Source organism: Paenilisteria riparia FSL S10-1204 (assembly GCF_000525995.1).
Classification (GTDB): Bacteria; Bacillota; Bacilli; order Lactobacillales; family Listeriaceae; genus Listeria_A; species Listeria_A riparia.
The window spans coordinates 77588-104304 of record NZ_AODL01000004.1; the positions used below are offsets into that span (position 1 = coordinate 77588).

The following is a 26717-nucleotide window of genomic DNA, read 5'->3' on the forward strand; positions in this document are numbered from 1 at the left end:
TTATGTCCAAATTAGGAAAAAATGGTTTTTAAAGGAGGGTTTGGCGAAATGAAGATTTATAAGGAGTTGGGCTGGTTTTTTAAAGAGCAGAAACGGTCGTATATTGTCGGGGTTTCTTTGTTGTTTATGATTACTTTGCTTCAACTGGTGCCACCGAAAATTATTGGGATGACGGTGGATGCGGTAACAAAAGACACGTTAACGAAAAATCAGTTGCTGATGTGGATGGGAATTTTATTAGGTGCAGCATTATTTGCTTATGTTGCACGTTATTTTTGGCGAATGATGATTTTTGGATCGGATAATAAGTTACAGCGGAAATTGCGGTTACGGTTGTTTGAACATTTGTCGAAGATGTCGCCGTTTTTCTTTCAGCGATATCGGACGGGAGATTTGATGGCACACGCGACGAATGATATTTCGGCGATTCAACAAGTGGCTGGGTTTGGTGTGCTGACGCTTTGTGATTCTATTTTGACGGGAAGTACGGTTATTTTGACGATGGCGATTACGATTGACTGGCGCTTGACGTTGATTGCGCTTATTCCGATGCCGTTCATGGTGTGGGGAAGTTCAGTGCTTGGTCGGAAGTTGCATGATCGTTTTCATAATGCGCAGGCGGAATTTTCGAAGCTGAATGATAAGACGCAGGAGAGTTTGTCGGGAATTAAGGTGACAAAAACGTTCGGACAGGAACGGGAGGATATCGAGGATTTTAGGAAGCAGACGGAGGAAGTTGTTGGCGTAAACGTGAAGGTCGCCAAATTGGATGCGATGTTTGATCCGATGATTTCCATTATTGTTGGTGTTTCGTTTGTTTTGGCGCTTGGTTTTGGCTCGAAATTCGTGATGGATGGAACGCTGACCATTGGGCAAGTCATTGCTTTTTCCAATTATTTGTTCTTGCTAATTTGGCCGATGCTGGCTTTTGGTTTCTTGTTTAATGTGATTCAGCGCGGGAATGCTTCGTATGATCGCTTGAATAAATTGCTGAATGAACCAGAAGAAGTACGTGATGAGCAAGGTGCGCTGGATGATGTACCAAAGGGAGCGATTGATTTTGACTTGAAAGCTTTTACGTATCCTGATGAAGAGAAGCCCGTTTTGGAGGATGTTGCGTTTCAGTTGCTAGCTGGTGGTACGCTAGGCATTGTCGGTCGGACTGGATCAGGGAAGACAACATTGCTCAAACTGTTGATGCGAGAATATGATGTGTACGATGGTACGATTCGGTTTGATAAAGAAGTGATTCAACGGTATACGGTGCGTGGGTTGCGAAAAGCGATTGGTTATGTGCCGCAAGATCAATTTTTGTTCTCGACGACGGTTCGAGAAAATATTCGTTTTGGAAATCCGGAGTTGCCACAAGATGAGGTGGAGCGGATTGCGGAAATGGTCTCAGTGCATGAAGATATTATGGATTTCACAGATGGTTATGATACAGTTGTCGGCGAGCGTGGCGTTTCGCTTTCAGGTGGTCAAAAACAACGACTGGCGATTGCTAGGGCGCTAATCATGAATCCGGAATTGCTTATTTTAGATGATGCGTTGTCGGCTGTGGATGCGAAGACGGAAGAAAAGATTTTGAAAAATTTGAAAGAGAATCGTGCGGATAAAACAACGATTATTAGTGCGCACCGGCTTAGTTCGGTGGAACATGCGAATTTGATTGTTGTAATTGATAAGGGAAGAATTGTGGAACGCGGGACACATGCGGAATTGATGGCGCATGATGGCTGGTATGCAGAAATGTTCCATAATCAACAACTAGAGGAGTTCATTGAGGCTGGAGGTGAGACGAATGGAACCGAATAATGAAGAAATGCTAACGATGGACGGGAAAGAACATCGCGCGGTATTAAAACGTTTGTTTAGTTATACGAAATACCATGTGCCGGCGCTGATTGTGACGATATTCCTCGTCTTACTTGTGACGCTAGCCGATGTATTTCTACCGATTATTATTAAAAAATTCTTGGATGATTATTTGACGCCACTTTATTTTGCTGCTGGACCAATTTTAATGCTCGCGTCGGGCTATATTGGTTTAACGATTGGGCGCTCGGTTGTGTGGTACTTCCAACTTGTCTTATTCCAAAAAATTGCGTTACGCATTGTGCAACGGATTCGGATTGATATTTTTAGTAAATTACAAACGATGGGGATGCGCTATTTTGACCAAACGCCTGCAGGGAGTCTTGTTTCGCGGGTAACGAATGATACGGAAGCAATAAAGGACATGTTTATTAATGTGCTAGGAACAGCGATTCAGAGCTTGTTTATGCTTATAGGGATTTATTCAGCGATGTTTGTACTGGATGCGCAATTGGCGTCGTATAGCTTGTTGATTTTTCCACTAACGGTGTTGATTATTATTGTGTACCGCAAGTATAGTTCACAGTTTTACAGGGCAAAGCGGGAGAAGCTGAGTCAACTGAATGCGAAGATTGCCGAGTCGATTTCTGGTATGTCGATTGTGCAGCAGTTTAATCAGGAGAAACGCCTGATTCGTGAGTTTGAATCGATTAATAAAGACTACTATGATGTTGGTATGAAAAACATTAGATTTAATGCGTTGTTGCTCGGCCCTGCAATTGATTTGATTTATTCGCTTGCAGTGGTGCTGATTCTTAGTTTTTTTGGGATTCAGTCGTTCTCGGGAGCCGTTGCTATTGGTACGATTTTTGCGTTCGTTAGTTATTTTGACCGCTTTTTAGAGGCGATTTATAACATTATGGAGCGCTTGGCGATGTATCAAGAGGCAATTACGGCGGCTTCGCGTGTATTCCGGATTATGGATGGCACAGAGCTTGCGCCAGAACAAGATGCAAAAGATAATTTAACCATCAAAAATGCAAAAATTGAATTTAAAGATGTTACGTTTTCGTATGATGGACAAAAAGATGTGCTGAAAAATATTTCGTTTACAGTTGAGTCTGGGCAAACTGTCGCGCTTGTCGGTCATACTGGAAGTGGGAAAAGTTCGATTATTAATTTGATGATGCGCTTTTATGAATTTGAAAAAGGCGAGATTTTGATTGATGGAGAGTCGATTAAGCGGTATCCGATAGAGGAATTGCGTGCGAAGACCGGGCTTGTTTTGCAGGATAGTTTTATGTTTTATGGGACAATTAAGGACAATATTCGATTGCATAATCGGCTGATTAGCGATAAGGAAATCGTGGAAGCAGCACAGTTTGTACAGGCGGACCGGTTTATTAATACGCTGGCAGATAAATATGACCATAAAGTAATTGAGCGTGGGGCTTCGTTTTCTAGTGGGCAGCGGCAATTGATTTCGTTTGCGCGGACGGTTGTAACGAATCCGCAAATTCTTGTATTGGATGAGGCGACAGCGAATATTGATACGGAGACGGAGAGCTTGATTCAAACGGGTTTGCGGAATATGCGACAAGGTCGAACGACGATTGCGATTGCACACCGATTATCAACGATTAAAGATGCTGATTTAATTTTAGTGCTTAGTAAGGGAAATATTATTGAGCGCGGGACACATGAAGAACTGCTGGAACATGGCGGTGTCTATCATTCGATGTATCAATTACAAAACAGTGGAATGGATTTAGAAGACATTGGCTAAACGGTCAAAAAGGTTGTTTTTCTTCTAAAAAAGTTTATAATGAGGCAAGAAACATGCTGAAATTAGGAGGAAGAGACAGTGTCATTTATTTTATCAATTATTATTACGCTTGTTTTTGGTGTGGGGATTATTTTAATTCGGATGAAGGCGTCGAAAGAACCGGCGTCCGTGAAGAAAATTATTATTCCTCCGATTATGATGAGCACGGGGGCGTTAATGTTTGTGATTCCGTATTTCCGTGTATCACCGGGTGGGATTTTAGAAGCTGTTATTATGGGGCTGGTTTTCTCGCTGATTTTAATTTGGACAACACGATTTGAAATTAGGCATCAATATGTCTTTATTAAACGGACGAAATCATTTCCAGTCATTTTGCTAAGCTTATTACTCATTCGATTAGGAATTAAATATTGGATTAGTGGTTCTGTAGATGTTGGTGAGTTATCGGGAATGTTCTGGATACTAGCTTTTGCGATGATTGTCCCGTGGCGTATCGCGATGTATTTCCAATATAAAAATGTGGCACAAAAGTTGGAACAAACAGAAGAAGCCTCGTGATAAGCAAGGAGCATATTTCTTTTGTGAAAACGGTTGAAATATTGCTGTAACGTAGATATAATGAATAAGGTTGCACATATTAGGCAACAGGTATAACAAAAAGAGGAGGGTTTTATTTGAAAAAGGTATTAGTAGCTTTATTTTCACTTGCGCTTGTTTTTGGGCTAGCGGCTTGTGGAGAAACGAATAAGGAGGAACAAGCAACGGAGAAAAAAGATGTGAAAGCTGACATCATGAATTTCTACATGGACTTAGTTGCAAAAATCAATGATAACGATGCGGATTATGATGCGTATCAAGCGGCAATTGGTAGCGAAACACCGCCAACTGGTGCGGAATTAACGAAATTAGCAACAGCGGCAAGCGATTCTGCGGATAAAGTATCACAAGTTTTAGCAGATACAAAAGTGCCAAACTTAGGAACATATACAGGTAAATTTAAAGATGCAGTAAAAGAGCTAAGTGACGCGTATGCGGCGGAAGCAAAAGGCTTGAAAGCTTCTCCAATCGATACAAAATCAGCAGATGAAGCGATGACAAAAGCTTCTAAGGATCTTGGCGATGTATTGAAAGATGCTGGCTTAGCACCTTCTGACATTATGACGGATACGGCTGCATAACAAAATGCACGACTAGAGCTAGAAGGGAAGCATCTGATCTAGTCGTTTTTTTGTATTTTGTGTTTCGGATGGCGATACTTGGGAATATATCATAGAGTATAATTTTAAGGAGGGATTTGTTTGAAGAAGTTGGTAATTGGATTATTTGCAGCGACAATGGTCTTTAGTTTAGCCGCATGTGGGAATGTTAGCGATGAACAAAAAGATGCAGCAAAATCGAAAATGGAGAATGCGAAAGAAAAGGCTAGCACAAAGATTGGCAGTGCCAAACAGAAAGTACAAACAAAAGCAATGGATTTCTATACAGGTGTTGTGGATAAAGTAAATGAAGTAGATCAAGATTATGATGCATATATAGCTGATATAACGAGTGATAATCCGTCGAAGGGAGAAGCTTTGAATGAATTAGCTGATAAAGCAAGTGCTTCTGCGCAGAAAATTTCAGATAAATTAGCTTCTATAAAAGTTCCTGATTTAGGGGCGAAAACGGATAATTTCAAAGCGTCTTTGCAAAGTTTAAGCGATGGTTTTGCTGAAAAAGCAAAAACAATTAAAGAAAATCCTGGCGATACGAAAGTAGTTGAAGCAGCAGACGCAAAACTACAACAAGCGTCAGATAAATTAGCTACAGCTTTAGAAAGTGTTGGCTTATCAGGCGCCAATATTTTGAATGATATTACTGGTTAAAAAGTAAAAAACGCCATGCTTTCTCTCACATGTGCAGTCCTCCAAGAACTTAGGTTCTTAGGATGCTCCATGAAATGAGAAGGCATGGCATTTTTTTTATTTTGTTGCATTAATTTCGGATTGTAGTTGTTCAAAAGCATTTAACACTGCTTCGGATTTCATTTCTAGCAAGTCTTTTTGTTCGACGTCTTTATCGTTGAAGTGAATTGGATCGCCGAAACGGATCGTGATTTTTTTGCGTTTTAGAAGCTCGCCAAATGTTTTTGGGCCATCATAAACAGCGGGTAGAATTGGAACCTTACCTTTTAGGGCAACGGTTACGGCGCCGCGTTTTAGATGGAGACCAGCTGATTTTCGTGTGCCACTTGGGAAGATGCCGACTACTTTGCCGTCTTTTAGAAGGCGAATTGGTAGTTTGATAGCGCTTGGACCTGGATTTTCACGATTAACTGGGAAAGCGTTTAGGTGACGCATAAACCAGTTTAGGAATTTTGTTTTGAAAAGTTCTTGTTTGGCCATGTAGTTGATTTGTAACGGTTTAATCGCAAAGCCTAGGTAGAGGATTTCAATCCATGTGGTATGCGTAGAAACAACGACGAACGGTGCTTCTGGGATTTTCTCTTTGTTTTGAACTTGGAAACGCCCGCCCAGAATGGTTAAAATGACATGTACGGTGTTTCGTGCAAATGTATAGAACAAGTTAGTTCACTCCCATGATTCTTTTTTATCTTCTTTTTAGTATACTGAAAGATTCGGAAAACGTCTAGTGCTTAAGTGTTGGAAAGTGTAGTATAATAGGCAGTAATAATTGTGATGGGGTGTTTGGAATGAAATTTTTACATACAGCGGATTGGCATTTGGGAAAAATGGTGAACGGTGTTTCGATGTTGATGGAGCAGGAGTACATATTGGCGCAGATTGGACGGATTGCGCAGGAGGAGCAGGTTGACGGGATTATTATTGCGGGAGACTTGTATGACAGGTCGGTTCCTCCGGCGGATGCGGTGATGCTTTTGAATGATATTTTGATGGAATTGAATGTACGGCTTGGTTTGCCAGTTTTTGCGATTAGTGGGAATCACGATAGTGCGGAGCGGGTGAACTTTGGTACGGCTTGGTATGAGAAAAGTGGTTTGCATATTCAGGGGACTTTAGCGCGTGATTTGGCGCCGATTGAATGGTGTGGGGCACAGGTGTGGCTTGTTCCGTATCATGAGCCTGCGGTTGTTCGTGCGACTTTGGAAGATAAGTCTGTGCGGTCGTTTGAAGATGCAATGCGGGCGGTGACGGCTGGCATTCGGTTGAGGTGGGATGAGACGAAGCCGCAAATTTTTGTTGGGCATGCGTTTGTTGCTGGGGGTATTCCGAGTGATTCGGAACGGCAACTGGCGATTGGAAATGTAGATCGGGTGTCGACGGATTGTTTTGATGGATTTGATTATGTGGCGCTAGGGCATTTGCATCATCCGCATGCGATTCATCATCCGACGATTTTTTATGCGGGGTCACCGCTTAAATATTCATTTTCGGAGGCGCAAGATAAGAAAAGTGTGCGGATTGTGACGATGGACGGGAAGGATTTAGAAGAGGTTCGGGAACGGTTCCTACAGCCATTGCATGATTTGCGTGTGGTGGAGGGCTATTTGGCGGATTTATTAGCGAATGTGGCACCGGGAAATGAGGATTTTCTGCAAATTAATTTGTTGGATGAGGGCGCGTTGGTCGATCCTATGGGACAATTGCGCGCGATGTATCCGAATGTGTTGCATTTGGAACGGATTCGCGAAAAGTTAGCGGATACTGCGTTTGAACGTTTTGAGGACGTTGTGAAAAAGGATGATTTAGAGCTGTTTGGTCAATTTTTCATGCATGTGAGTGGAAAGGAATTGACGGAGCGGCAAATGGATATAATGCGTGAGACGATGGATTCGGTGAAGGGAGGCGAGGACGCGTGAGACCGTTACGGTTAACGATGCAGGCTTTTGGCGCTTATGCACGGGAAGAGACGATTGATTTTACGGAATTGGGGCAGGAACGGATTTTTGTGATTTCGGGCAAGACGGGAGCTGGGAAGTCGACGATTTTTGATGCGATGACATTTGCGTTGTTTGGGAAGGCGAACACAAATGATCGGGAAGGCTTTTCGGTGCGGAGTCATTTTGCGAAAGCGGAGGACTTGACGGAGGTTCGATTGGAATTTCTGCTGCGTGGGACGCGGTATTTGATTCGACGGGTGCCGCAGCAGGATGTACCAAAGCAGCGTGGTGAGGGTATGACGACGGTGACTGCGAAAGCGGAATTGTATGAGCTGGACGGGGAAACGGAAAAGTTGCTGGCAAGTTCGGTTCGGGATGTTGGGACGAAAATAACGGAGATTATGCAATTGACGGTGGACCAGTTCCGGCAAATTTTGATGATTCCGCAGGGCGAGTTTCGGGAATTGCTAGTCGCGGAAAGTAAGGAGAAGGAAGCGATATTGCAACGGTTGGCGCGAACGCATTTTTATCAGGCCATCGAAGAGCGATTATGGCAACAACAAAAGGAGCAGGAGGAGCAAGTACGGCAGTTGCGTGCGAAAACGGAGCATGTGACGCGATTGGTGTTTGATGAAGAGACGCTTTCGGGGAAAACGGCGCAGGATATTGCACAGCTTTTTGTGACGCGAATTGAGATGGAAGAAGAGGCCGGTGCCGTTTTGCAAGAGCAGGTTGCAGTAGCTAAGGAAAAAGCGGAAATAGCGGCTAAAAATGTGACGCTTGCTGAGGAAAAAATGGCAGAATGGGCGCAATTAGCGGAATTACGTTTGGAAAAAGAAAAATTGGAACGGGAAACAGCGCAAATTTTGCAAGAAAAAGAGCATATTGTTTGGGCCAAAAAAGCGGGCGCGATTATCGATCAGGATGCGCTGTGTTTACGTTTGAAACAGCAGTTGGATGAGGCGGAACTGGAGTCACAGCAGGCTATCGTGCATTTGCGAGAGTGTGAGGAAGCGCTGGATGTGGCGACGCGGGAAATGACGCAACAAAAGGAATTGGAGGCATCCTACCAAGCTTGGCTGAAAGAGCAAGAACAATTGCAAATCATGGAAGAAAAAGTGAATCGGGCATTGGAAGTGCAGCAAACAATAACACGCGAGAATGAACGGAAACAAGCGGTTGCACAAGACCTTGAACGGTTCGTGGTAAATGAGAAGCGTGTGGCAGAGCGCGCTGAACAATTAGCGAAGACGCGTCAACATGTGCATGAAATACAGCTCAAACAGGCAACCTTGAAACAAAAACAAGCCGAATTGCAACAACAAGAAACATTGTTTGCCGCGGAAATAAAGAAAAAGCAACAAAAACAAACGTTAGAAACAACTTTAAAACAATTGGAAACATCGATAACAATCGCCCAACAGGAGGCAGAAGAGGCAGAACAGCTATTTTCAAAGTTAGAGCAAAATTGGCAGCAAGAACAGGCGGCACAACTAGCATTAACGCTCGTCGATGGGGAAGCATGCCCTGTGTGCGGCGCGCTGGAACACCCAAAAACAGCCACGCATACACTATCTGTTTCGAAAGAGGCATTAGACGTAGCAAAGGAACAATTCAGTCTCAAGAAAGAGGCGCTAGCTTCTTTAGTAATGAAACAAAGCCAACAAAAATGGCAAATCGAACAGCTTATTTTTGAAGTAGATGTAGATGGCTTGGAGAAACTACACCAGGATTGTGCCGCAGAACTGCAACAATTGGCAGAAAAACAAGCCGAGCTAGATGCTTTTTTACAAAAGACAGCAGATATTGAGGAACAAATAGCAGCGAATAAAACGGAAGCTGACGCGATTTCGGTACAACAAAAAGAACTGCAGTCCGCCTACGAAGAGGTGCAAAAAACAGTGGCAACTGCAGAAACAACGCACGCGCTCCTTTTAGAAGATGTTCCCGAGCCGTTTCGCAATGCGATGCAATTTTTCGAACGACAACAAGTTCTAACCTCGCAAATTCAAGCTTTTGAGACAAAACAGCAAACGGTGGAAATGGCTTACAATCATGCGAAAGAACAGCATGTGAAGGCGACTTCATCCAAAGATATGACTGAAAAAGTGGTGCAAAAAGCAACAGAAGCGCTAGCGACACAACGACAAGTTTTTAAAAATATCATGATGGAAAACGGTTTTGCGGACTATGCTACATACCGTCAAGCCATTTTATCAGCGGAAGTTTTGTCGGAGAAAGAAGCTTACGTGCAGGCGTTCGAGCAGAAATACCATTTCGTAACGGAGCGCTTGAAAGAAAGTGAAATACGATTAGAGAGCGCCGAGAAGCCAGATTTACCACAATTACAACAAGAAAGCGCAGCGGCAGGGCAAGCGTATCACGAGCAAACGGAGCAAGCTATCTCGCAAAAAGAAACGATTCGCAAACTCCAAACGCTTGCCGAACAATTCCAAACAACGCTTGCAGAAACGAAACAAGCCGAAGAAGCCTATGCGGATGTTGGTTATTTAGCAGATATGGCTCGCGGGAAAAACGACCGCCGACTAACATTTGAGCGCTACGTTTTAGCTACATTTTTAGACACGATTTTGCTTCGGGCAAATGGACGCTTGAAAAAAATGACGAATGGTAGGTTTCAACTGATTCGCAAAAAGGAAAAGTCTAAAGGAAACGTGCAAAGTGGCTTAGAGCTAGAAGTCTACGATGAATATACCGGTTTGGAACGGCACGTGAAGACATTGTCTGGCGGTGAAAGTTTTAAAACATCATTGGCACTTGCTTTGGCGCTTGCTGAGGTCGTTCAGGAGATGTCTGGCGGGATTTCGCTGGAGACGATGTTTATCGATGAAGGATTTGGCACACTAGACCCAGAATCGCTTGATATGGCGGTAGAATGTTTGCTTGAAACACAACAATCTGGGCGCTTAGTCGGCATTATCTCGCATGTTCCTGAGCTAAAAGAGCGCATTTCATCAAGGCTAGAAGTAACCGCAACGAACCACGGCAGCACGACGAAATTTCACATACAAGAACAATTGACAGAAATAGAAGCCCGCACTTGATACAAAAAATAGCTCCTCTGTTTGAAACATCAGCATTTTTTCGATATAATAGATTAATTGGTTAAAAAAAGGAACCCCACTTTCGTAATGGCGGGATGAATGGAGGAATTGTGATGATACGACAAGCGAGAGCAGAAGATGCAGATCAAGTAGCACCACTGATTTTAATTATATTAGAAGACATGGAATTACCATTTTTAAAAGGTGTTAGCAAGCCAATGATGTTACAAATGATTGAGGCTAGCTTCGTGCGACCGGATTATCGGTTTAGCAAAGAGAATGTGATGGTCAAAGAAATCGATGGCAAAATTGCTGGTATCATGGTGAGCTATCAAGGAGAACACGCAGAAAATCACGATGATTCTTGGGAAGGTTTGCAAGATATGTTTGGCATCGTAAATAAAATGCCGCTTTTCACGGAACAAGAAACGTGGATGGGTGAGTATTATTTGGATTCACTTGTTGTGGATTCTGCGTACCGAGGGCAAGGAATTGGAAAAGAACTCCTGCATGCCTTTAAAGAATTAGCAGTTGCCAAAAACTGCGAAATCATTGCGCTAAACGTAGAAAAAGCGAATGAAGGCGCATTAAGTTTGTATAAAAAATTAGGTTACGAATCGGAATACGATTTGGTTTTATCTGGTCATGATTATTATCATATGACCCAAAATGTCAGGAGTTGAGCGGTTTGTTAACAGATCCAAAAAACATGATGATTCCTGTTTCGATGAAGAAAAAGGGGCGCGAATTACTAGAAGAAAGGGCAGTTTCTGTTTTTGAGGAGAAAACGAGTCAGCCGCAAATAACGCGTTCTGTCGTCGTGGATGATGGCGTATCTTATGAAATAAAACATATGAATCACGAGAAATACCAATGCGATTGTATCGTGTACCAAGAAGGCGGCATATGTGCGCATATTTATGCGATTCAACTAGAACATGAAGCGCGCCAAACCCAAATCGAGAAAGCGAATTTCAAACAACGTATTTTAGCACAAGAAGCAACGACATTATTATCGCTTTTTCAAGAAAACATGGATCGGCAGTTCGATACCTTTGATACAACAGCGAAATCACTGCTAAAAGTAGAATATATTTTGCGGATGCAGGAAAGTAAGGAAAAAAATGCGCTGACGATTGATTTGAAAGTGGGCGAAGATCGCACGTATGTCGTGAAAAATATCGGTGACTTTTTGCAAGCCATTCAAGAAAATACGAGCTACTTTTTCACGAAGAATTTCAGTTTTGATCCAAATGAGCATTATTTCGATACGCGCGATTTAGCGATTTTTAATGAATTGATGAAGATTCATGAGATTGCTAAGATGTATGATACGGACAGCTTTTATTGGAACAAATCGTACGCGGAGGAGAAGGTGCTGATCATTCCGCCGAGCTTGGCTGAGACGATTTTGGCCGATTTAATGTTGCAAAATACGACATGTATTCATGATGATATTAAATACAGCGGTCTAGCTTTCAAAAAAGGCGCGCTACCGTTCTCATTTGTCTTTCGTAAAAATGAAAACGGCGATATGTACCAACTTGTGATGGAAGAATTGCAACAGGCGAGTTATTTGGAAAACTATCGATTATTGTTTCTAAATGGTGTGTTTTATCGTCCGAGTGATGCGATTTGGGAGCAATTGACGCCGCTGATTCATTTTCATAACGTCACAGAAAACGAAGTAGTCCAGTTCTCGGAATCGCAACTGAGCGAAGTGATGTCATACGTATTGCCATCCTTGCAAAAAAGTGGGCATGTCCAAATTGATTCATCGATTGAAGACCGTGTTATCCAAAAGCCACTCCTTGCCAAGATGTGGATCTCGCAAAAAAATGGCGAGCATGTCGTAAAATTGGAATATCATTACGGTTCCCAAGTATTTGACCCGTTCGCGCTTACAGATAGTGTTGATCCTGACGGGCGGATTATGATTCGCGATATGGAAATGGAAGCAAAAATTATGCATCGGATGGAAGCGGCTCCCGTTCATTTTTCCGAGACGCAAATGGTTGTGAATGCGGATGAGGCTAGTCTTTATGAGTTTTATTATCGTGTTGTACCAAGCCTTACGAATGATGTGGCGGTGTACTTGGAAGATGGCTTGGAGGAAATGGTGGAAGAGCACGTCAAGCCAACGACGACAATCGATGTATCGCAGGATAATGATTTCTTATCTGTGGCATTTGATTTTCAAGGTATCGACACGAATGAAATCCAAGAAGTACTTCAATCGCTACGTGAGAAAAGAAAGTACCATCGTTTGCATAATGGTCGTTTTCTTTCTCTGGAAGACGAGAGTTATCAACAAATGGAAGCAATTTTTGATATTTTGGATGTACGCAAAAAAGAAGTCGCGCAACAAATGGCTGTGCCGCTTTACCGGGGTATGCAGATTTATGAAGCAATGGGGAGTGCGAAGACCGAACACAACAAGTTCAGCCGCACATTCCGCGAGTTGCTACATGAAATTGTGAACCAAGAGGCGGTTTCGTACCCACTACCAGAAAATTTGAATGCGGAGCTTCGCGAATATCAAGTAACTGGTTTTGAATGGATGAAGTCGCTGAGTAAATATCATTTAGGCGGTGTTTTGGCGGATGATATGGGTCTTGGAAAAACATTGCAGGCGATTACATACATCACGTCTTGCTTAGAAGACAATGTGGATATGAAACCGGTTCTGATTGTAACGCCAGCATCGCTACTTTACAACTGGGCGAGCGAGTTTGAGAAGTTTGCGCCAGAAGTGCCGGTGACAGTGATTCATGGGACATCAACAATTCGGACAGAAATGATTCAGAAAATCGAACCGAATAGTGTGTATTTAATATCGTATCCGTCACTCCGTCAAGATGAACATGAATTTTTAGGGACGCGTTTTCAGACGATTATTTTGGATGAGGCGCAAGCGATTAAGAATTATAATACGAAGGCATCGCAAGCGGTGCGGAGCCTGAAGACGACGAATGTTTTTGCTTTAAGTGGTACGCCGCTTGAAAATAGTATTGATGAGCTGTGGACGATGTTTCAAACGATTATGCCAGGATTTTTCCCGTCGCTACGCAAGTTTAAGGAATTACCGCACGAACGCGTGGCGCAGATGATAAGGCCGTTCTTGATGCGCCGTTTGAAACGCGATGTCGTCAAAGAACTGCCAGATAAAATCGAAACGAACCTGTACTCCGAATTAACAGAGCCACAAAAGAAAATTTACCTGGCCTATTTGGAGAAAATTCAACAGGAAATTGGCGAAAACGAGCAAGAAGACCGTATCAAACTACTCGCAGGACTTACGCGGTTGCGTCAGATTTGTTGTGATCCAGCATTATTTGTTGAGAATTACGATGGTGGTTCTGGCAAACTGATGCAATTGTTTGATACAATACAAACAGCACGTGAAAACGGCAAACGAATTTTGATTTTCTCGCAATTTACATCGATGTTGCAAATCATGAAAGCCAAGGCCGAAGCAGAGGAATATCGCTATTTTTACATGGATGGCAGCACACCTTCAAAAAGCCGAATGGACCTAGTAAACGCGTTTAATGCAGGCGATGCGGATTTATTCTTTATTTCGCTAAAAGCTGGAGGAACTGGGCTGAACTTGACTGGCGCGGATACCGTGATTTTGTATGATTTATGGTGGAATCCAGCTGTGGAAGAACAAGCGGCAAGCAGAGCGCACCGAATCGGTCAGAAAAACGTCGTCCAAGTCATTCGAATGATTACAAAAGGCACGATTGAAGAGAAAATCTATAATTTACAAAAGCAAAAACAAGCTTTGATGGATGCACTAATCCAACCTGGCGAACAAATGTTACATCGATTAACAACAGAAGAGATAAAAGAGATTTTAACATTGAATTAATGAAGGGACGATGCAATTATGGAAAACTGGGAAGTATTTGTCGTTGGAAATGATGAGGAAGCCGTTGCAAAAATTACAGAATTAGAAGTACGCGGTTATAAAAAAGAGAATATTTCTATCTTGGCGAAATCAGATCAAGAAGATGAAATAGAAGAAATTATCGAGTCAACAGATGTGGAACGCGAACGTCCAGTCAACGAAGCAGCATTTGGCGTTATTTCGGGGATTTTACAATCACTTAGTGGTGCGATCGTGATTCCGCAAGTCTATAATCCGAAATACGGCGCACTTTACGCAGCAGGGCCATTCGCGAAATGGTTCTCGAATACAAGTGATAAATCGGTGAAACGTTTATTAGCAGATTTTGACTTAACAGATGCGCAAATTGATGAATTTGTTCGTGCATTACACAGTGGCGAAATCTTGATTTTGGCGAGATAATTGTGGTCAAAAAAAAGAAGCCAACAAAGGCACAACAACGTAAAATAAAGCAACGACGCAGCATGTTTTTGGCGATTTTGGCTTTGTTTGTATTAGGACTTGCACTGGTTGTTTTAATGCAGTTTCGCGCAGTAGAGAAACCGAAGCCTTATACGCAAGATATTCCAGAGCAGTACGTGGCGATTTATCAGCGTGCGGCTAAGGAGTACGGTCTTGACTGGTTTCTGTTAGCTGCGGTGCATCGGGTGGAGACGAAATTTTCGACGGTAGAGCCAATGATTTCTAGTGTTGGTGCGATTGGCCCGATGCAGTTTATGCCATGTACGTTTGTGGGATGGAGTGCAGACGGCTGTCCAGCAACGGGAGGCGTTGGCACTTTTACAGACGATGATTTGGTTGACCCTGCTATTATTAAGAAATATGGCGGGTATGGTGTGGACGCGAATGGAGATGGCAAGGCTGATCCATGGGATTTGGAGGACGCGGTGTTTTCGACGGCGAACTTCTTAGCGGATAACGGCGCGAAGGACGGTAAGGAAGCGCAGGCAATTTTTAAATATAATCATAGCAATGTATATGTTAAAGATATTTTGTTTTATCGCGATGAGTTTAAGAAGGCGTGGAACAAAGATATCGCTACAAAATAAAGAAGTCAGGCAAATTTGTTTGGCTTTTTTGCCTTGCACGCAATCATAATTTTTACTTATTGAAATGCATCGATTTATCTTAGTTTACTTATCACAGTTTTTTTCGTACAATAGAGAGGTAGAAAGTGCAACGAGAGTGCATGGTAATCAAGATGGGATTACAAATGGGAGGAAAAAACGATGACAAATTGGAATGAAAAAGCAAAGCAGTCGTTTCAAATCGGCGATGACACGTACCATTATTATCAATTAAAAACATTAGAGGCGGATGGTAAAACATCCATTAAAAGCCTGCCTTACTCCATTCGCGTATTGCTAGAATCAGTATTGCGTCAAGCGGACGGAAAAATCATCACAGATAAGCATATTGAAGATTTAGCGCACTGGAACGCGGATGGGAAGAACGATGGGGAAGTACCATTTAAACCGGCGCGTGTTATTTTACAAGATTTCACGGGAGTTCCAGCGGTTGTTGACTTAGCTTCGTTGCGTAAAGCGATGGCGGACATGGGCGGGGATCCAGAAGACATCAATCCCGAAATTCCGGTTGATCTTGTTGTCGATCACTCTGTACAGGTGGATAGCTATGCGAATCCAGAAGCATTGCAAATTAACATGAAGCTTGAATTTGAGCGCAACATGGAACGGTATCAATTTTTAAATTGGGCGCAGAAATCGTTCGATAATTATCGTGCGGTGCCTCCTGCAACAGGAATTGTGCATCAAGTGAACTTGGAGTATTTAGCGAGCGTTGTCATTGCGAACCAAGTGGCAGACAACGAATATACTGCATTTCCAGATAGTTTAGTCGGCACAGATTCACATACAACGATGATTAACGGTATCGGCGTACTTGGCTGGGGCGTTGGCGGAATTGAAGCAGAGGCAGGAATGTTAGGCCAACCTTCTTATTTCCCAATCCCAGAAGTTATCGGAGTGAAGCTTATTAACTCCCTACCAAACGGCGCAACAGCAACCGATTTAGCTTTAAAAGTCACCCAAGTTTTGCGTGAAAAGAAAGTCGTTGGCAAATTTGTCGAGTTTTTCGGAAAAGGTGTGGCGACATTGCCACTTGCAGACCGCGCGACGATTGCGAACATGGCTCCTGAATATGGCGCAACTTGCGGATTTTTCCCAGTAGACGAAGAATCATTGACTTATTTGCGTTTGACAGGCCGCGAAGAAAAGCAAATCACGCTAGTAAAAGAATACTTGCAAAATAACGAACTCTTCTTCACGCCAGATAATGCAGAACCAAATTATACATCCGTTGTAGAGCTTGATTTAAGCACGATCGAACCGAATTTATCAGGTCCGAAACGCCCACAAGATTTAATTCCACTTTCTAAAATGAAAGAAACTTTCCAAGCATCGATTACAGCACCAAATGGTAACCAAGGTTTTGGATTAGCCAAGAAAGACTTGCATAAAGAAGCGCACGTGACATTCGGAAATGGTGATCAGTCAACGATGAAGACAGGTTCTGTAGCTATCGCAGCGATTACGAGTTGTACGAATACATCGAATCCTTATGTCATGTTAAGCGCTGGATTAGTGGCGAAGAAGGCCGTTGAATTAGGTCTGGAAGTGCCGAAATTCGTGAAAACATCCCTTGCGCCAGGTTCGAAAGTAGTCACTGGGTATTTAGAAGACGCAGGATTATTGCCATACCTTGAGAAATTAGGTTTTGACTTGGTAGGATACGGTTGTACAACGTGTATCGGTAATTCGGGTCCATTAAAAGATGAAATTGAACAGGCGATTATTGATAACGACTTGCTCGTTTCTGCCGTGCTTAGTGGAAATCGGAATTTTGAAGGACGGATTCATGCGTTAGTGAAAGCGAACTTCTTAGCTTCACCACCGCTTGTCGTGGCCTATGCACTTGCTGGAACGACAAACATTGATATGCTAAACGAGCCTATTGGTAAAGGTGCACACGGGCAAGATGTGTTCCTAAGCGATATTTGGCCGGCACAAGAAGAAGTGAAGGCGCTAGTGGAGGCTACTGTGACGCCAGAACTATTCCGCGAACAATATGCGCATGTTTTTAGCCAAAATGAAGAATGGAACGCGGTTGCGACTTCGGAACAAGCGCTCTATGACTGGGATGACGAATCAACGTACATTGCTAATCCACCGTTTTTCGAACACTTATCAGCCGAAGCTGGAAAAGTAGAACCATTACATGGCCTTCGTGTTATTGGTAAATTTGGCGATTCTGTAACAACGGACCATATTTCACCAGCAGGAGCCATCGGTAAAGATACACCAGCTGGGGAAGTATTTGCAAGCGCATGGTGTAGCGATTCGTGACTTTAACTCGTACGGTTCGCGTCGTGGCCATCATGATGTTATGATGCGAGGTACTTTTGCCAATATTCGTATTCGTAACCAAATCGCACCAGGCACAGAAGGCGGCTACACAACGTATTGGCCAACGGAAGAAATCATGCCAATTTACGATGCATCGATGAAATACCAAGCAGAAGGAACAGGGCTTGTTGTATTGACAGGCGACGATTACGGTATGGGATCATCTCGTGACTGGGCTGCAAAAGGAACCAATCTGCTAGGCATTAAAACCGTTATTGCCAAAAGCTATGAGCGGATTCACCGTTCTAACTTAGCGATGATGGGCGTGTTACCACTACAATTCAAAGAAGGCGAAGGCGCAGATTCTCTAGGTTTAACAGGCCGTGAAGCAATCAGCGTAGCCATCGATGAATCGGTATCACCACAAGACCTTGTAACTGTAACAGCAGTTGCTGAGGACGGCACACATAAAACATTTGAAGCAATTGTACGCTTTGATTCAGATGTAGAAATCGACTACTATCGTCACGGCGGAATCCTTCCAATGGTACTCCGTGGGAAACTAAAAAAATAAATGTGAAAATCACCAGACCAGAACGTGCGTTTGGTGATTTTTTATGTTATCATGATAGCATATAGAAAATAAGGGAGGTTTTACGAGATGCAGAAGCAAGTGGAGATTGGCAATACAGGATTGCGCGTGACGCCGATAGGTTTTGGCGCGAACACGATTGGTGCGCATAATTTATTTGAAAATATTGATGAAGAAGTGAGCCGTGAAACGCTGCGTGTAGCGCTCCAAGATGGTGTGGACTTTTTTGATAGTGCTTTTATGTATGGACTGGGTCGTTCAGAAGAGCTGATTGGTGAGATTTTGGCGGAGACTGGACGTCGTTCGGAGGTAGTGCTGGCAACGAAGGCGGCGCATATTGTGACGGATGACGGTGTGAAATTAGATAATTCTCCAGCGTTTTTAGAGAAGTCTGTGGACATCGCATTAGAGCGTTTACGCACGGATTACATTGACTTGTTCTACATTCACTTTCCAGACGGCGTGACACCTCCAGCAGAAGCAGTTGGCGCGTTACAAAGACTGAAAGAAGTCGGCAAAATTCGCGCTATTGGTGTGTCTAATTTTAGCATGGAAGCATTGTGTGCAGCGAATCAAGATGGTTATGTCGACGTCGTTCAAGACCGATATTCCTTAGTGTATCCAGAATTGGAGGCAGATATAATTCCGTATTGTATCGAACAAGGAATCTCCTTCATACCTTATACACCGCTTGCTAGTGGTCTATTAACGGGGAAATTCACAGCACAGAACCCGCCACAAGACTTCCGCAAAGACCGCCCGCATTTCCAAGGGCAAGCCTACCTTGATACCGTCGCGAAAGTCACAAGTTTACAAGAACTAGCCGACCGCCATCATGTTTCGATCGCTAATATTGTATTAGCAACAACACTAGGCATTGACGGCATCGACGTAGTAATCCCAGGCGCTAAAAGTCCGGCACAAGTTCGAGCGAATATGCAAACATTAAATGCCGCGCTGACAAAGGAAGAAATCGCATCTGTTCGCGCATTATTCAAATAGGAAAGAGGGATAACCGATGCAGCAAGAACGATGTGGATGGGCCATGAACGACTCTGTAGAACAGGTGTATCACGATAATGAATGGGGCGTACCAAGTCATGATGAGCGCTATTTATTTGAAATGTTGAACTTAGAAGGCGCACAAGCCGGATTATCATGGCGCCTGATTTTAAATAAACGAGCAGCTTACAAAGCGGCTTTTCACGATTTTGACCCGGATAAATGTGCGATGTTGACGGATGAAGAACTAGAACACATTCGCGAAACCGCCGAAATCGTCAGAAATAAACTGAAAATACGAGGTGTCCGCAAGAATGCGATAGCGTTTTTGAAAGTGCAGGCAGAGTTTGGTTCGTTTGGCGCGTATATTTGGGGGTTCACAGCTGGTAAGCAAATCGTGAATCACTGGACAGATATGTCACAAATGCCAGCCCAAACAGCGCTTTCAGAGCGTATTAGTAAAGACTTGAAGAAACGCGGGTTTATTTTTGTTGGACCTGTGATTATTTATTCTTATTTGCAAGCAATTGGTATGATTGATGACCATGTGATTACATGTCCGTATCATACGGAGAATCGGTCATAAATAAAAACGAAGAGTAAAGCCACGACGTTCACGGACTCTACTCTTCGCTTTATTTTACGCTTTTTGCCAATTTAGTTGCCATTCTACACCGAATTTATCGGTTACTTTGGCGTACAGACCGCCCCAAGGCATTTCTTGTAGTTCGATAGAGACTGTACCAGCTTCTTTCAAGAAATTATAACTAGCAGTCAACGAGGCCTCATCTGTATACAAGAAAGCGATAGAAAGCATGTTACCAGCAACAACTTCGCCGTCCTCATAAGCATCAGAGAAATACAGAATCTCTTCGCCATTTTTTTCAAGGCGCGCATGGACAATACGATTGCCTAAAACTTCATCGCCTCGTGAATCACCCATTTCTTTATACGTTTGGATTTGTGTTATTTTCGCATCAAAAGCCTCTACGTAAAAGTCTAAAGCTTCTCTTGCATTCCCGTCGAACATTAAATATGGTATTGTCGTTGGCATGTCTGTTCCTCCTAGGATTCAATTTTTTATCACGCTTCGGTGATGAGGATAGTATAAGTGATTCGAGATGGAAATACCACTTATAAAACATATTAATTGACAATAATATTATTATGTAAACTATATGGAATTAAAAAGAACAACCCCCGTAAAAGGGGCTGCTCTTCCAATCATATGTTATTAAACACCTTTATAAGCGTTAATATAAATCTCTTTCAACTCAGAAACAAGTGGTTGAACTGGGTTAGCAGTCGTACATTGATCCATGAACGCACGGTCAGCAAGTGTATCAACCACTGCATCAAATGCTTTCTTATCAACGTTTTGACCTTTCAAGCTCATGTCAATTCCGCAATCTTTACCAAGGCTGATGATAGCATCAACGAGTGATTTCACGCCTTCTTCTGTAGTAGAAGCTGGAAGACCTAATACGCGAGCAATTTGTGCGTAATCTTGGTCAGCGCGGTAAGATTCGTATCTTGGGAACAACGCATGTTTTCTAGGTTTTGTTGCATTATAACGAATAACGTGTGGCATCAATATAGCATTCGCACGACCGTGAGGGATGTGGAATTCAGGTCCGATTTTGTGTGCCAAGCTATGGTTGATTCCTAGGAATGCGTTGGCAAATGCCATACCAGCCATTGCAGAAGCATTATGCATGATTTCGCGTGCATCTTCGTCGCCTTCTAAAACAGAAGCGCGTAATGATTGGAATACCATTTCGATAGCACGTAGAGACAATCCGCGTGTATAATCGCTTGCCATAACAGATACGTAAGACTCAATCGCATGTGTTAATACGTCCATACCTGTGTCAGCTGTGATATGTGCTGGAACTGTCATAACATATTGTGCATCGACAATCGCTACGTCAGGAGTTAGCTCATAGTCAGCTAGTGGGTATTTGATGTTGTTTTCTTTATCCGTAATTACCGCAAAAGGAGTAACTTCAGAACCAGTACCTGATGTAGTAGGGATAGCAACAAATTGTGCTTTTTCACCAAGTTTAGGATATTTGAAAGTACGTTTACGGATATCTAAGAATTTTTGTTTCAAGCCGAAGAATGAAGCTTCTGGGTGTTCGTAGAATAACCACATACCTTTAGCGGCATCCATTGCGGAACCACCACCAAGGGCGATAATGCAGTCTGGTTTGAAGTCTTTCATTAATTCTGCACCTTTATAAACGGTAACGTCAGATGGATCTGGCTCAACATCTGCAAAAACTTGGTAGTCCACATTGTTGCTGCGTTTTTTCAAGTGTTCGATAACAACGTCTACATATTTGAATTGAACCATTCCTGGGTCAGTTACGATGAATACGCGTTCGATGTTTGGCATTTTTTGTAGGTATTGAGTAGAATATTTTTCAAAGAATACTTTTGGTGGTAGTTTGAACCATTGCATATTATTTCTCCGTTCTGCAACACGTTTTACATTTAATAGGTTTGTTGCGCTAACGTTTTGGGATACAGAGTTTTTACCGTAAGATCCGCAACCTAATGTTAGGGAAGGGATGAAGCCGTTGTAAAGGTCGCCGATTCCGCCTTGAGCAGATGGTGCGTTTACAATGATACGGCAAGCTTTCATGCGTAAACCGAATGCCAGTTGTGCTTCACGGTTTGTGGAATGAATAACTGCAGAGTGACCTAAACCACCGTATACTAACATTTCTTCACAACGATCGAAAGCTTCTGCTTGATCTTTTGCTTCGATGAATGCAAGAACTGGGCTTAATTTTTCGTGTGATAGTGGGTAAGCATCGCCTACACCTTTAATTTCAGCAATAAGAATCTTCGTATCTTCTGGTACTTTGAATCCAGCTTCGTTTGCAATCCAAGCAGGGGATTTACCTACAACATTTGGGTTTAGCGCGTGTGTTTCAGGATTGATAACGTAGCTTTCTAATTTCTTGAATTCAGCGCCTTTTACGAAGTAGCAGTTGTTTGCTTCCATTTCTGCTTTTACTTCTTTAGCCACTTCTTTGTCAACGATTACTGCTTGTTCAGATGCACAAATCATACCATGGTCAAATGTTTTTGATAGGATGATGTCGTTTACTGCGCGTTTGATTTTCGCTGTTTTGTCGATGTATGCTGGAACGTTACCAGGACCAACGCCAAGTGCAGGTTTACCAGTAGAGTACGCTGATTTAACCATTGCTGCTCCACCAGTTGCAAGAACTAGGGCAACGTCTTTATGGTTCATTAATTGTTTTGTTGCTTCAAGGGATGGTTTTTCAACCCATTGAATACAATGTTCTGGTGCGCCAGCTGCAACGGCTGCTTCATAAACAACGCGAGCTGCTTCAGAGGAACATTTTTGAGCGCTTGGGTGGAAAGCGAAGATGATTGGGTTACGTGTTTTAATCGCAATGATTGCTTTAAATAATGTAGTAGAAGTTGGGTTCGTTACTGGAGTTACACCAGCGACAACACCGACTGGTTCTGCGATTTCAACTACACCAGTTTGTTTGTCTTCATTGATAATGCCGACTGTTTTATTTGTTTTAATGTTATTCCAAATATATTCTGTTGCAAAAATGTTCTTGATACATTTATCTTCATAAATACCGCGACCAGTTTCTTCGATAGCCATTTTTGCAAGCGGCATATGTTGGTCAAGGCCAGCAAGTGCCATTGCGTGTACAATGTTATCTACTTGTTCTTGGTCATAATTTGCAAAGGCTTTTAACGCGCTTTGTCCGTTACTTGCTAATTTATCAATTACTTTTTGAACTTCTACTACTTCATCAACAGCTTTTTCTTTCATTGCCATTTGTGAACCCTCCAATGATATTGGGACTAAAAACGTCCATTTGTGACATTTAACGTCCCTGTTATTTCAAAAAAATTGAGGCGGTCGACTCGCCCTTCTTTTTTTGGCTTTCTTATTTACAAAGCAAGTGTAACACTTCACAAAGTCTTTGTCTAGGTTTTTCTTGTGAAAAAATTCACTAATAACTAAAATGGTAAAAAAGACATATTTAAAAAGAGACAGATATTGCATTTGACTTAGCGAAATTAAGAGTGTAATGAGAGTTCATTAAGAGCATCTTAGCTTACTGTAAGAGGATTTATAGCTGTTCTTAAGAAAGTTTGTGCATTTTATAGTATACTAATGAGGGGTTTATGAATCTATAGATAAAAAGGGGTTACATAGAGATGTATATGATGTTTTTTGGAAGTTCCGTTTTGTTATTAGTAGCGATGGCAGTTTTGTGGTCGATTTTTCAGTTTAGACGAGGACGTTGGTTGCTTTGGATTAACGTGGTGCTTTTTGTCGGCTGGTGTTTAGTAACGTTCATTGCTGCGCGAAGTATTGGTTGGGAATTTGTGCGGCAGATTTTTGGAATGCTCATGCCAATGGTGTTTTCGCCGTTTGTTTTGTGGTTTCTTTTTGCAAAAAAGGCCGATTGGATGAGAATTGTTAAGCGATATGCCGTTATTGTGTCGTGGCTTGCGGTGTTTATGATTGTTTTTCAGATTCCTGCATTTCCGACTTTTGCGACGTATGTATTATGTTTTGGTGTGCCGATTCTGGTTTTCTTCTTATTATATGTTTGGGAGAAAAGACTTGCTGGGAAGTGGAAGCGTGGTTGGATTGCTTTTGTTAGCGTGATTTTGGTTGTAGTGTTTATTTTTGGGTCATTGCTAATGAATGCAACGGCGCTAAATGCTAGTGGTGACGACATGGTGATGGATTGGGGCGGTGGAAAGGATTTGGGAATGAAGCCGGAGCTTGACGTGACAAAGCTTGCAGGACCAAAAGAAACCGCCGTGACAGAAAGATTTCAATTCACAGCAGCAACGAAGAAAATGAAGGTTCCGGATGGGTCAACAAAAGAATTATGGCTTTTCAATGGACAAATGACGGGGCCAGCGATTCATGTGAAACAGGGAGATGTGGTTGAAGTCACGCTTACAAACGAAAATATTAAAGATGGCGTGACGATTCACTGGCATGGTTACGATGTTCCAATTGCTGAGGACGGTGTGCCTGATATTTCGCAAAAAGCGGTGGCTATCGGGGAAAGCTATACGTATCGCTTCAAGGCAGACACGGTCGGTACGTTCTGGTATCATTCGCATAGCCAGTCGTCAGAGCAGGTGGGGCATGGCTTATTTGGCTCTCTCATTGTTGATCCAAAAAACAAGCCAGACGACGAGCTTGATATGGTAGCGTTCGTTGCGCCAAAATATATCGATAATGAAGGGGCGCTAATTTCAAGCAATGAGTGGCCAAAACAATTACTTAAAAATACAAAAATCCGACTTCGTTTAACAAATGCGCATAATAAGCCGCAAAAAATTGTATTAAATGGCGTACCGTTTAAAGTTGCTGCGATTGATGGAAATGAAGTGAATCAGCCGACCAATGTGGAAGGTAAGTATGTGCAGATTCCAGCAGGAGGACGCGTCGATTTAACGTTTGTGATGCCGAATAACGCTGTACGAATTTTTGATGCAAAAGATGAATCGGGCGGTTGGGTGTTCCAATCAGAAAGAAAATCAGCAGCCCCATCGAAGGAGATTCCAGAAGAAGCTTTTCAACGCGAAAGTTATGGGATTAAGATGAATAGCGGTTTGGATGTCAGTAAAGGATTTGACCGCGAATTTACAATGGTTTTTGATAGTAAGTTAGCATTTTTTGATGGCATGGTACATCATTTATGGACGATAAATGGCAAGCTTTATCCAAATACGCCGATGTTAATGGTAAGTGAAGGTGACCGGGTCAAAACAACATTCGTGAATCGGAGTTATAGTCATCATCCTATGCATTTACATGGACATAAAATGCTCGTATTAACACGAAATGGAAAAGCAGCAACTGGTAGTCCGTGGTGGACAGATACACTAAATGTGGCACCAGGTGAAACATATGAAGTGGCCTTTAAAGCAGATAATCCAGGTATTTGGATGGATCATTGTCACAATCTCGATCATGCAACAAATGGAATGATGATGCATTTGCAGTACGATAATGTGTACACACCGTTTTCAGGACATACGCACGAGTAAAATAGGAATCTCGTCAATGAGCTTGCGCTGTTGGCAAGGTTTTTATATGTCTAATTATTATAAAGGGTTTAACGATATGTTAACCCACGACATACAAGAAATTGATAACGCGCATAACTTGGTTGGCGGAAGAATCATTGTTTTGGATGTCAATATGGAGAAAGTTATCAAGAAGTACGAATCATTTGGCTTTATGAAATACGGCGCTTTATTCCAATCTCAAAGCGAATGACAACCGATGTTCCTTGATATTAGCAAAATCAAAGCATAAAAAGCGCGAAATGCTTGTCATAGTGCGAAGTTTGTGCTATTATAGTAAACGGTGTTAAATCACACACGCATTGTGGACAGAACAAACGGTGCTTGCATTTGCGAGTCTTTGTCTGGTTGATACATGCGGAGGGCGGAATGATCCGCAAAAATAAAACCATAGGAGGGAATAACATGCCTGTTATTTCAATGAAACAATTGTTAGAAGCTGGTGTTCACTTCGGTCACCAAACGCGCCGTTGGAACCCAAAAATGAAGAAATACATCTTCACAGAAAGAAATGGTATCTACATTATCGATTTACAAAAAACTGTTAAGAAAGTAGACGAAGCTTTCAATTTTATGAAAGAAGTATCTGCTGACGGTGGAACAATCCTTTTTGTAGGAACTAAGAAACAAGCGCAAGATTCCGTTCGTGATGAAGCGATTCGTTCAGGTCAATATTTCGTTAACCATCGTTGGTTAGGTGGAACTTTGACAAACTTTGAAACAATCCAAAAACGTATTAAACACCTTAAGAAAATCGAAAAAATGGAAGAAGACGGTACTTTCGAAGTTCTTCCTAAGAAAGAAGTAGTTCTTCTTAAGAAAGAGCAAGAGAAATTAGAAAGATTCCTAGGTGGAATTAAAGATATGAAAGGTCTTCCAGATGCATTGTTCATCGTTGACCCTCGTAAAGAGCGTATTGCTGTCGCAGAAGCTCGTAAACTACACATCCCAATCATCGGTATTGTTGATACAAACTGTGATCCAGATGAAATTGATTACGTAATCCCTGCAAACGACGACGCAATCCGTGCTGTTAAACTTTTGACTGCTAGAATGGCTGACGCTATCATCGAAGTAAACCAAGGTGAAGAGCAAGAAGTTCCAGTTGAAGAAGTAAAAGTAGAAGAAACAGTAGCTGCTACTGAAGAAACTACAACAGAAGCGTAATTTTAAACTCACAAGGTGATAAGTGACACTCTCTTATCACCTTTTTTGAAA

At 42.4% G+C, this 26717-nt stretch carries 19 protein-coding genes and 1 pseudogene; 17 read left to right on the forward strand and 3 right to left on the reverse strand.

The genetic code is table 11. From position 1 onward, the window contains the following. Positions 1 to 48 precede the first annotated feature (48 nt). The 5 genes from PRIP_RS02430 to PRIP_RS02450 all read left to right on the forward strand — a co-directional run bounded on the left by PRIP_RS02430 (position 49) and on the right by PRIP_RS02450 (position 5466). The gene (locus PRIP_RS02430; protein ID WP_036099252.1) at positions 49 to 1815 is read left to right on the forward strand and encodes an ABC transporter ATP-binding protein; all 1767 of its coding nucleotides are present in this window, start codon (positions 49 to 51) and stop codon (positions 1813 to 1815) included. Continuing rightward, positions 1802 to 3601 (forward strand): ABC transporter ATP-binding protein, encoded by a 1800-nt coding sequence (locus PRIP_RS02435; protein ID WP_036099254.1) that lies wholly within the window; start codon positions 1802 to 1804, stop codon positions 3599 to 3601. Before PRIP_RS02430 ends, PRIP_RS02435 begins: the two co-directional genes overlap by 14 nt. Before the next feature lie 78 nt (positions 3602 to 3679). Then, positions 3680 to 4159, forward strand: coding sequence for a CcdC family protein (locus PRIP_RS02440; RefSeq protein WP_036099256.1), 480 nt, complete (start codon positions 3680 to 3682; stop codon positions 4157 to 4159). Between the two features lie 116 nt (positions 4160 to 4275). Next, positions 4276 to 4779: a hypothetical protein gene (locus tag PRIP_RS02445; RefSeq protein ID WP_036099257.1), complete on the forward strand. Its 504-nt coding sequence runs from the start codon at positions 4276 to 4278 to the stop codon at positions 4777 to 4779. A gap of 120 nt (positions 4780 to 4899) precedes the next feature. Then, entirely contained in the window at positions 4900 to 5466 is a 567-nt protein-coding gene (locus PRIP_RS02450; protein ID WP_052008682.1) for a hypothetical protein, read from the forward strand. A gap of 96 nt (positions 5467 to 5562) precedes the next feature. On the opposite strand, the gene PRIP_RS02455 is transcribed toward PRIP_RS02450, so the two are convergent. Further along, a complete protein-coding gene (locus PRIP_RS02455) occupies positions 5563 to 6165 on the reverse strand; it encodes a lysophospholipid acyltransferase family protein (RefSeq protein ID WP_036099259.1) in 603 nt (200 codons plus the stop codon). A gap of 128 nt (positions 6166 to 6293) precedes the next feature. Between PRIP_RS02455 and PRIP_RS02460 the strand changes: the two genes are divergently transcribed. The 9 genes and pseudogenes from PRIP_RS02460 to PRIP_RS02500 all read left to right on the forward strand — a co-directional run bounded on the left by PRIP_RS02460 (position 6294) and on the right by PRIP_RS02500 (position 19965). Then, positions 6294 to 7421, forward strand: a complete 1128-nt coding sequence (locus PRIP_RS02460) for an exonuclease SbcCD subunit D (protein WP_036099261.1) — start codon at positions 6294 to 6296, stop codon at positions 7419 to 7421. After that, entirely contained in the window at positions 7418 to 10507 is a 3090-nt protein-coding gene (locus PRIP_RS02465; protein WP_052008683.1) for an AAA family ATPase, read from the forward strand. Before PRIP_RS02460 ends, PRIP_RS02465 begins: the two co-directional genes overlap by 4 nt. A gap of 113 nt (positions 10508 to 10620) precedes the next feature. Next, positions 10621 to 11190: a GNAT family N-acetyltransferase gene (locus PRIP_RS02470; protein ID WP_036099262.1), complete on the forward strand. Its 570-nt coding sequence runs from the start codon at positions 10621 to 10623 to the stop codon at positions 11188 to 11190. A gap of 26 nt (positions 11191 to 11216) precedes the next feature. Further along, positions 11217 to 14381 carry a DEAD/DEAH box helicase gene (locus tag PRIP_RS02475; RefSeq protein WP_036099467.1) on the forward strand — a complete coding sequence of 1055 codons (3165 nt, stop codon included), beginning with the start codon at positions 11217 to 11219 and terminating at the stop codon, positions 14379 to 14381. Positions 14382 to 14399: 18 nt separating this feature from the next. Beyond that, the gene (locus PRIP_RS02480; protein WP_036099264.1) at positions 14400 to 14822 is read left to right on the forward strand and encodes a general stress protein; all 423 of its coding nucleotides are present in this window, start codon (positions 14400 to 14402) and stop codon (positions 14820 to 14822) included. 2 nt (positions 14823 to 14824) lie between these two features. Beyond that, the gene (locus PRIP_RS02485; RefSeq protein WP_036099266.1) at positions 14825 to 15469 is read left to right on the forward strand and encodes a lytic transglycosylase domain-containing protein; all 645 of its coding nucleotides are present in this window, start codon (positions 14825 to 14827) and stop codon (positions 15467 to 15469) included. A gap of 180 nt (positions 15470 to 15649) precedes the next feature. Beyond that, positions 15650 to 18359: pseudogene (acnA, locus tag PRIP_RS02490) on the forward strand (aconitate hydratase AcnA). Between the two features lie 87 nt (positions 18360 to 18446). Beyond that, positions 18447 to 19379: an aldo/keto reductase gene (locus PRIP_RS02495; RefSeq protein ID WP_036099268.1), complete on the forward strand. Its 933-nt coding sequence runs from the start codon at positions 18447 to 18449 to the stop codon at positions 19377 to 19379. Positions 19380 to 19395: 16 nt separating this feature from the next. Continuing rightward, positions 19396 to 19965 carry a DNA-3-methyladenine glycosylase I gene (locus PRIP_RS02500; RefSeq protein ID WP_036099269.1) on the forward strand — a complete coding sequence of 190 codons (570 nt, stop codon included), beginning with the start codon at positions 19396 to 19398 and terminating at the stop codon, positions 19963 to 19965. A 54-nt stretch (positions 19966 to 20019) separates the two neighbouring features. Here the strand turns inward: PRIP_RS02500 and PRIP_RS02505 are convergent, their stop codons facing one another. Together PRIP_RS02505 and adhE are read right to left on the reverse strand one after the other, a co-directional pair. After that, positions 20020 to 20433: a VOC family protein gene (locus tag PRIP_RS02505; RefSeq protein WP_036099271.1), complete on the reverse strand. Its 414-nt coding sequence runs from the start codon at positions 20431 to 20433 to the stop codon at positions 20020 to 20022. Positions 20434 to 20613: 180 nt separating this feature from the next. After that, on the reverse strand, positions 20614 to 23214 hold the full coding sequence (gene adhE, locus PRIP_RS02510) for a bifunctional acetaldehyde-CoA/alcohol dehydrogenase (protein ID WP_036085477.1): 2601 nt from the start codon (positions 23212 to 23214) through the stop codon (positions 20614 to 20616). A gap of 386 nt (positions 23215 to 23600) precedes the next feature. Between adhE and PRIP_RS02515 the strand changes: the two genes are divergently transcribed. The 3 genes from PRIP_RS02515 (at position 23601) to rpsB (ending at position 26666) form a co-directional block, all read left to right on the forward strand. Then, positions 23601 to 25460 carry a multicopper oxidase domain-containing protein gene (locus PRIP_RS02515; protein ID WP_052008684.1) on the forward strand — a complete coding sequence of 620 codons (1860 nt, stop codon included), beginning with the start codon at positions 23601 to 23603 and terminating at the stop codon, positions 25458 to 25460. Between the two features lie 16 nt (positions 25461 to 25476). Continuing rightward, positions 25477 to 25692, forward strand: a complete 216-nt coding sequence (locus PRIP_RS02520; protein WP_036099273.1) for a hypothetical protein — start codon at positions 25477 to 25479, stop codon at positions 25690 to 25692. A 212-nt stretch (positions 25693 to 25904) separates the two neighbouring features. Then, positions 25905 to 26666, forward strand: a complete 762-nt coding sequence (rpsB, locus tag PRIP_RS02525; RefSeq protein ID WP_036099274.1) for a 30S ribosomal protein S2 — start codon at positions 25905 to 25907, stop codon at positions 26664 to 26666. The last annotated feature ends 51 nt before the right edge of the window (positions 26667 to 26717 follow it).

Coding starts and splice junctions, on each gene's coding strand:
- PRIP_RS02500 (WP_036099269.1), top strand. CDS start 19,396: ATGCAGCAAGAACGATGTGGATGGGCCATGAACGACTCTGTAGAACAG.
- adhE (WP_036085477.1), bottom strand. CDS start 23,214: ATGGCAATGAAAGAAAAAGCTGTTGATGAAGTAGTAGAAGTTCAAAAA.
- PRIP_RS02515 (WP_052008684.1), top strand. CDS start 23,601: ATGTATATGATGTTTTTTGGAAGTTCCGTTTTGTTATTAGTAGCGATG.
- rpsB (WP_036099274.1), top strand. CDS start 25,905: ATGCCTGTTATTTCAATGAAACAATTGTTAGAAGCTGGTGTTCACTTC.
- PRIP_RS02480 (WP_036099264.1), top strand. CDS start 14,400: ATGGAAAACTGGGAAGTATTTGTCGTTGGAAATGATGAGGAAGCCGTT.
- PRIP_RS02495 (WP_036099268.1), top strand. CDS start 18,447: ATGCAGAAGCAAGTGGAGATTGGCAATACAGGATTGCGCGTGACGCCG.
- PRIP_RS02435 (WP_036099254.1), top strand. CDS start 1,802: ATGGAACCGAATAATGAAGAAATGCTAACGATGGACGGGAAAGAACAT.
- PRIP_RS02460 (WP_036099261.1), top strand. CDS start 6,294: ATGAAATTTTTACATACAGCGGATTGGCATTTGGGAAAAATGGTGAAC.
- PRIP_RS02520 (WP_036099273.1), top strand. CDS start 25,477: ATGAGCTTGCGCTGTTGGCAAGGTTTTTATATGTCTAATTATTATAAA.
- PRIP_RS02430 (WP_036099252.1), top strand. CDS start 49: ATGAAGATTTATAAGGAGTTGGGCTGGTTTTTTAAAGAGCAGAAACGG.
- PRIP_RS02470 (WP_036099262.1), top strand. CDS start 10,621: ATGATACGACAAGCGAGAGCAGAAGATGCAGATCAAGTAGCACCACTG.
- PRIP_RS02505 (WP_036099271.1), bottom strand. CDS start 20,433: ATGCCAACGACAATACCATATTTAATGTTCGACGGGAATGCAAGAGAA.
- PRIP_RS02475 (WP_036099467.1), top strand. CDS start 11,217: ATGATGATTCCTGTTTCGATGAAGAAAAAGGGGCGCGAATTACTAGAA.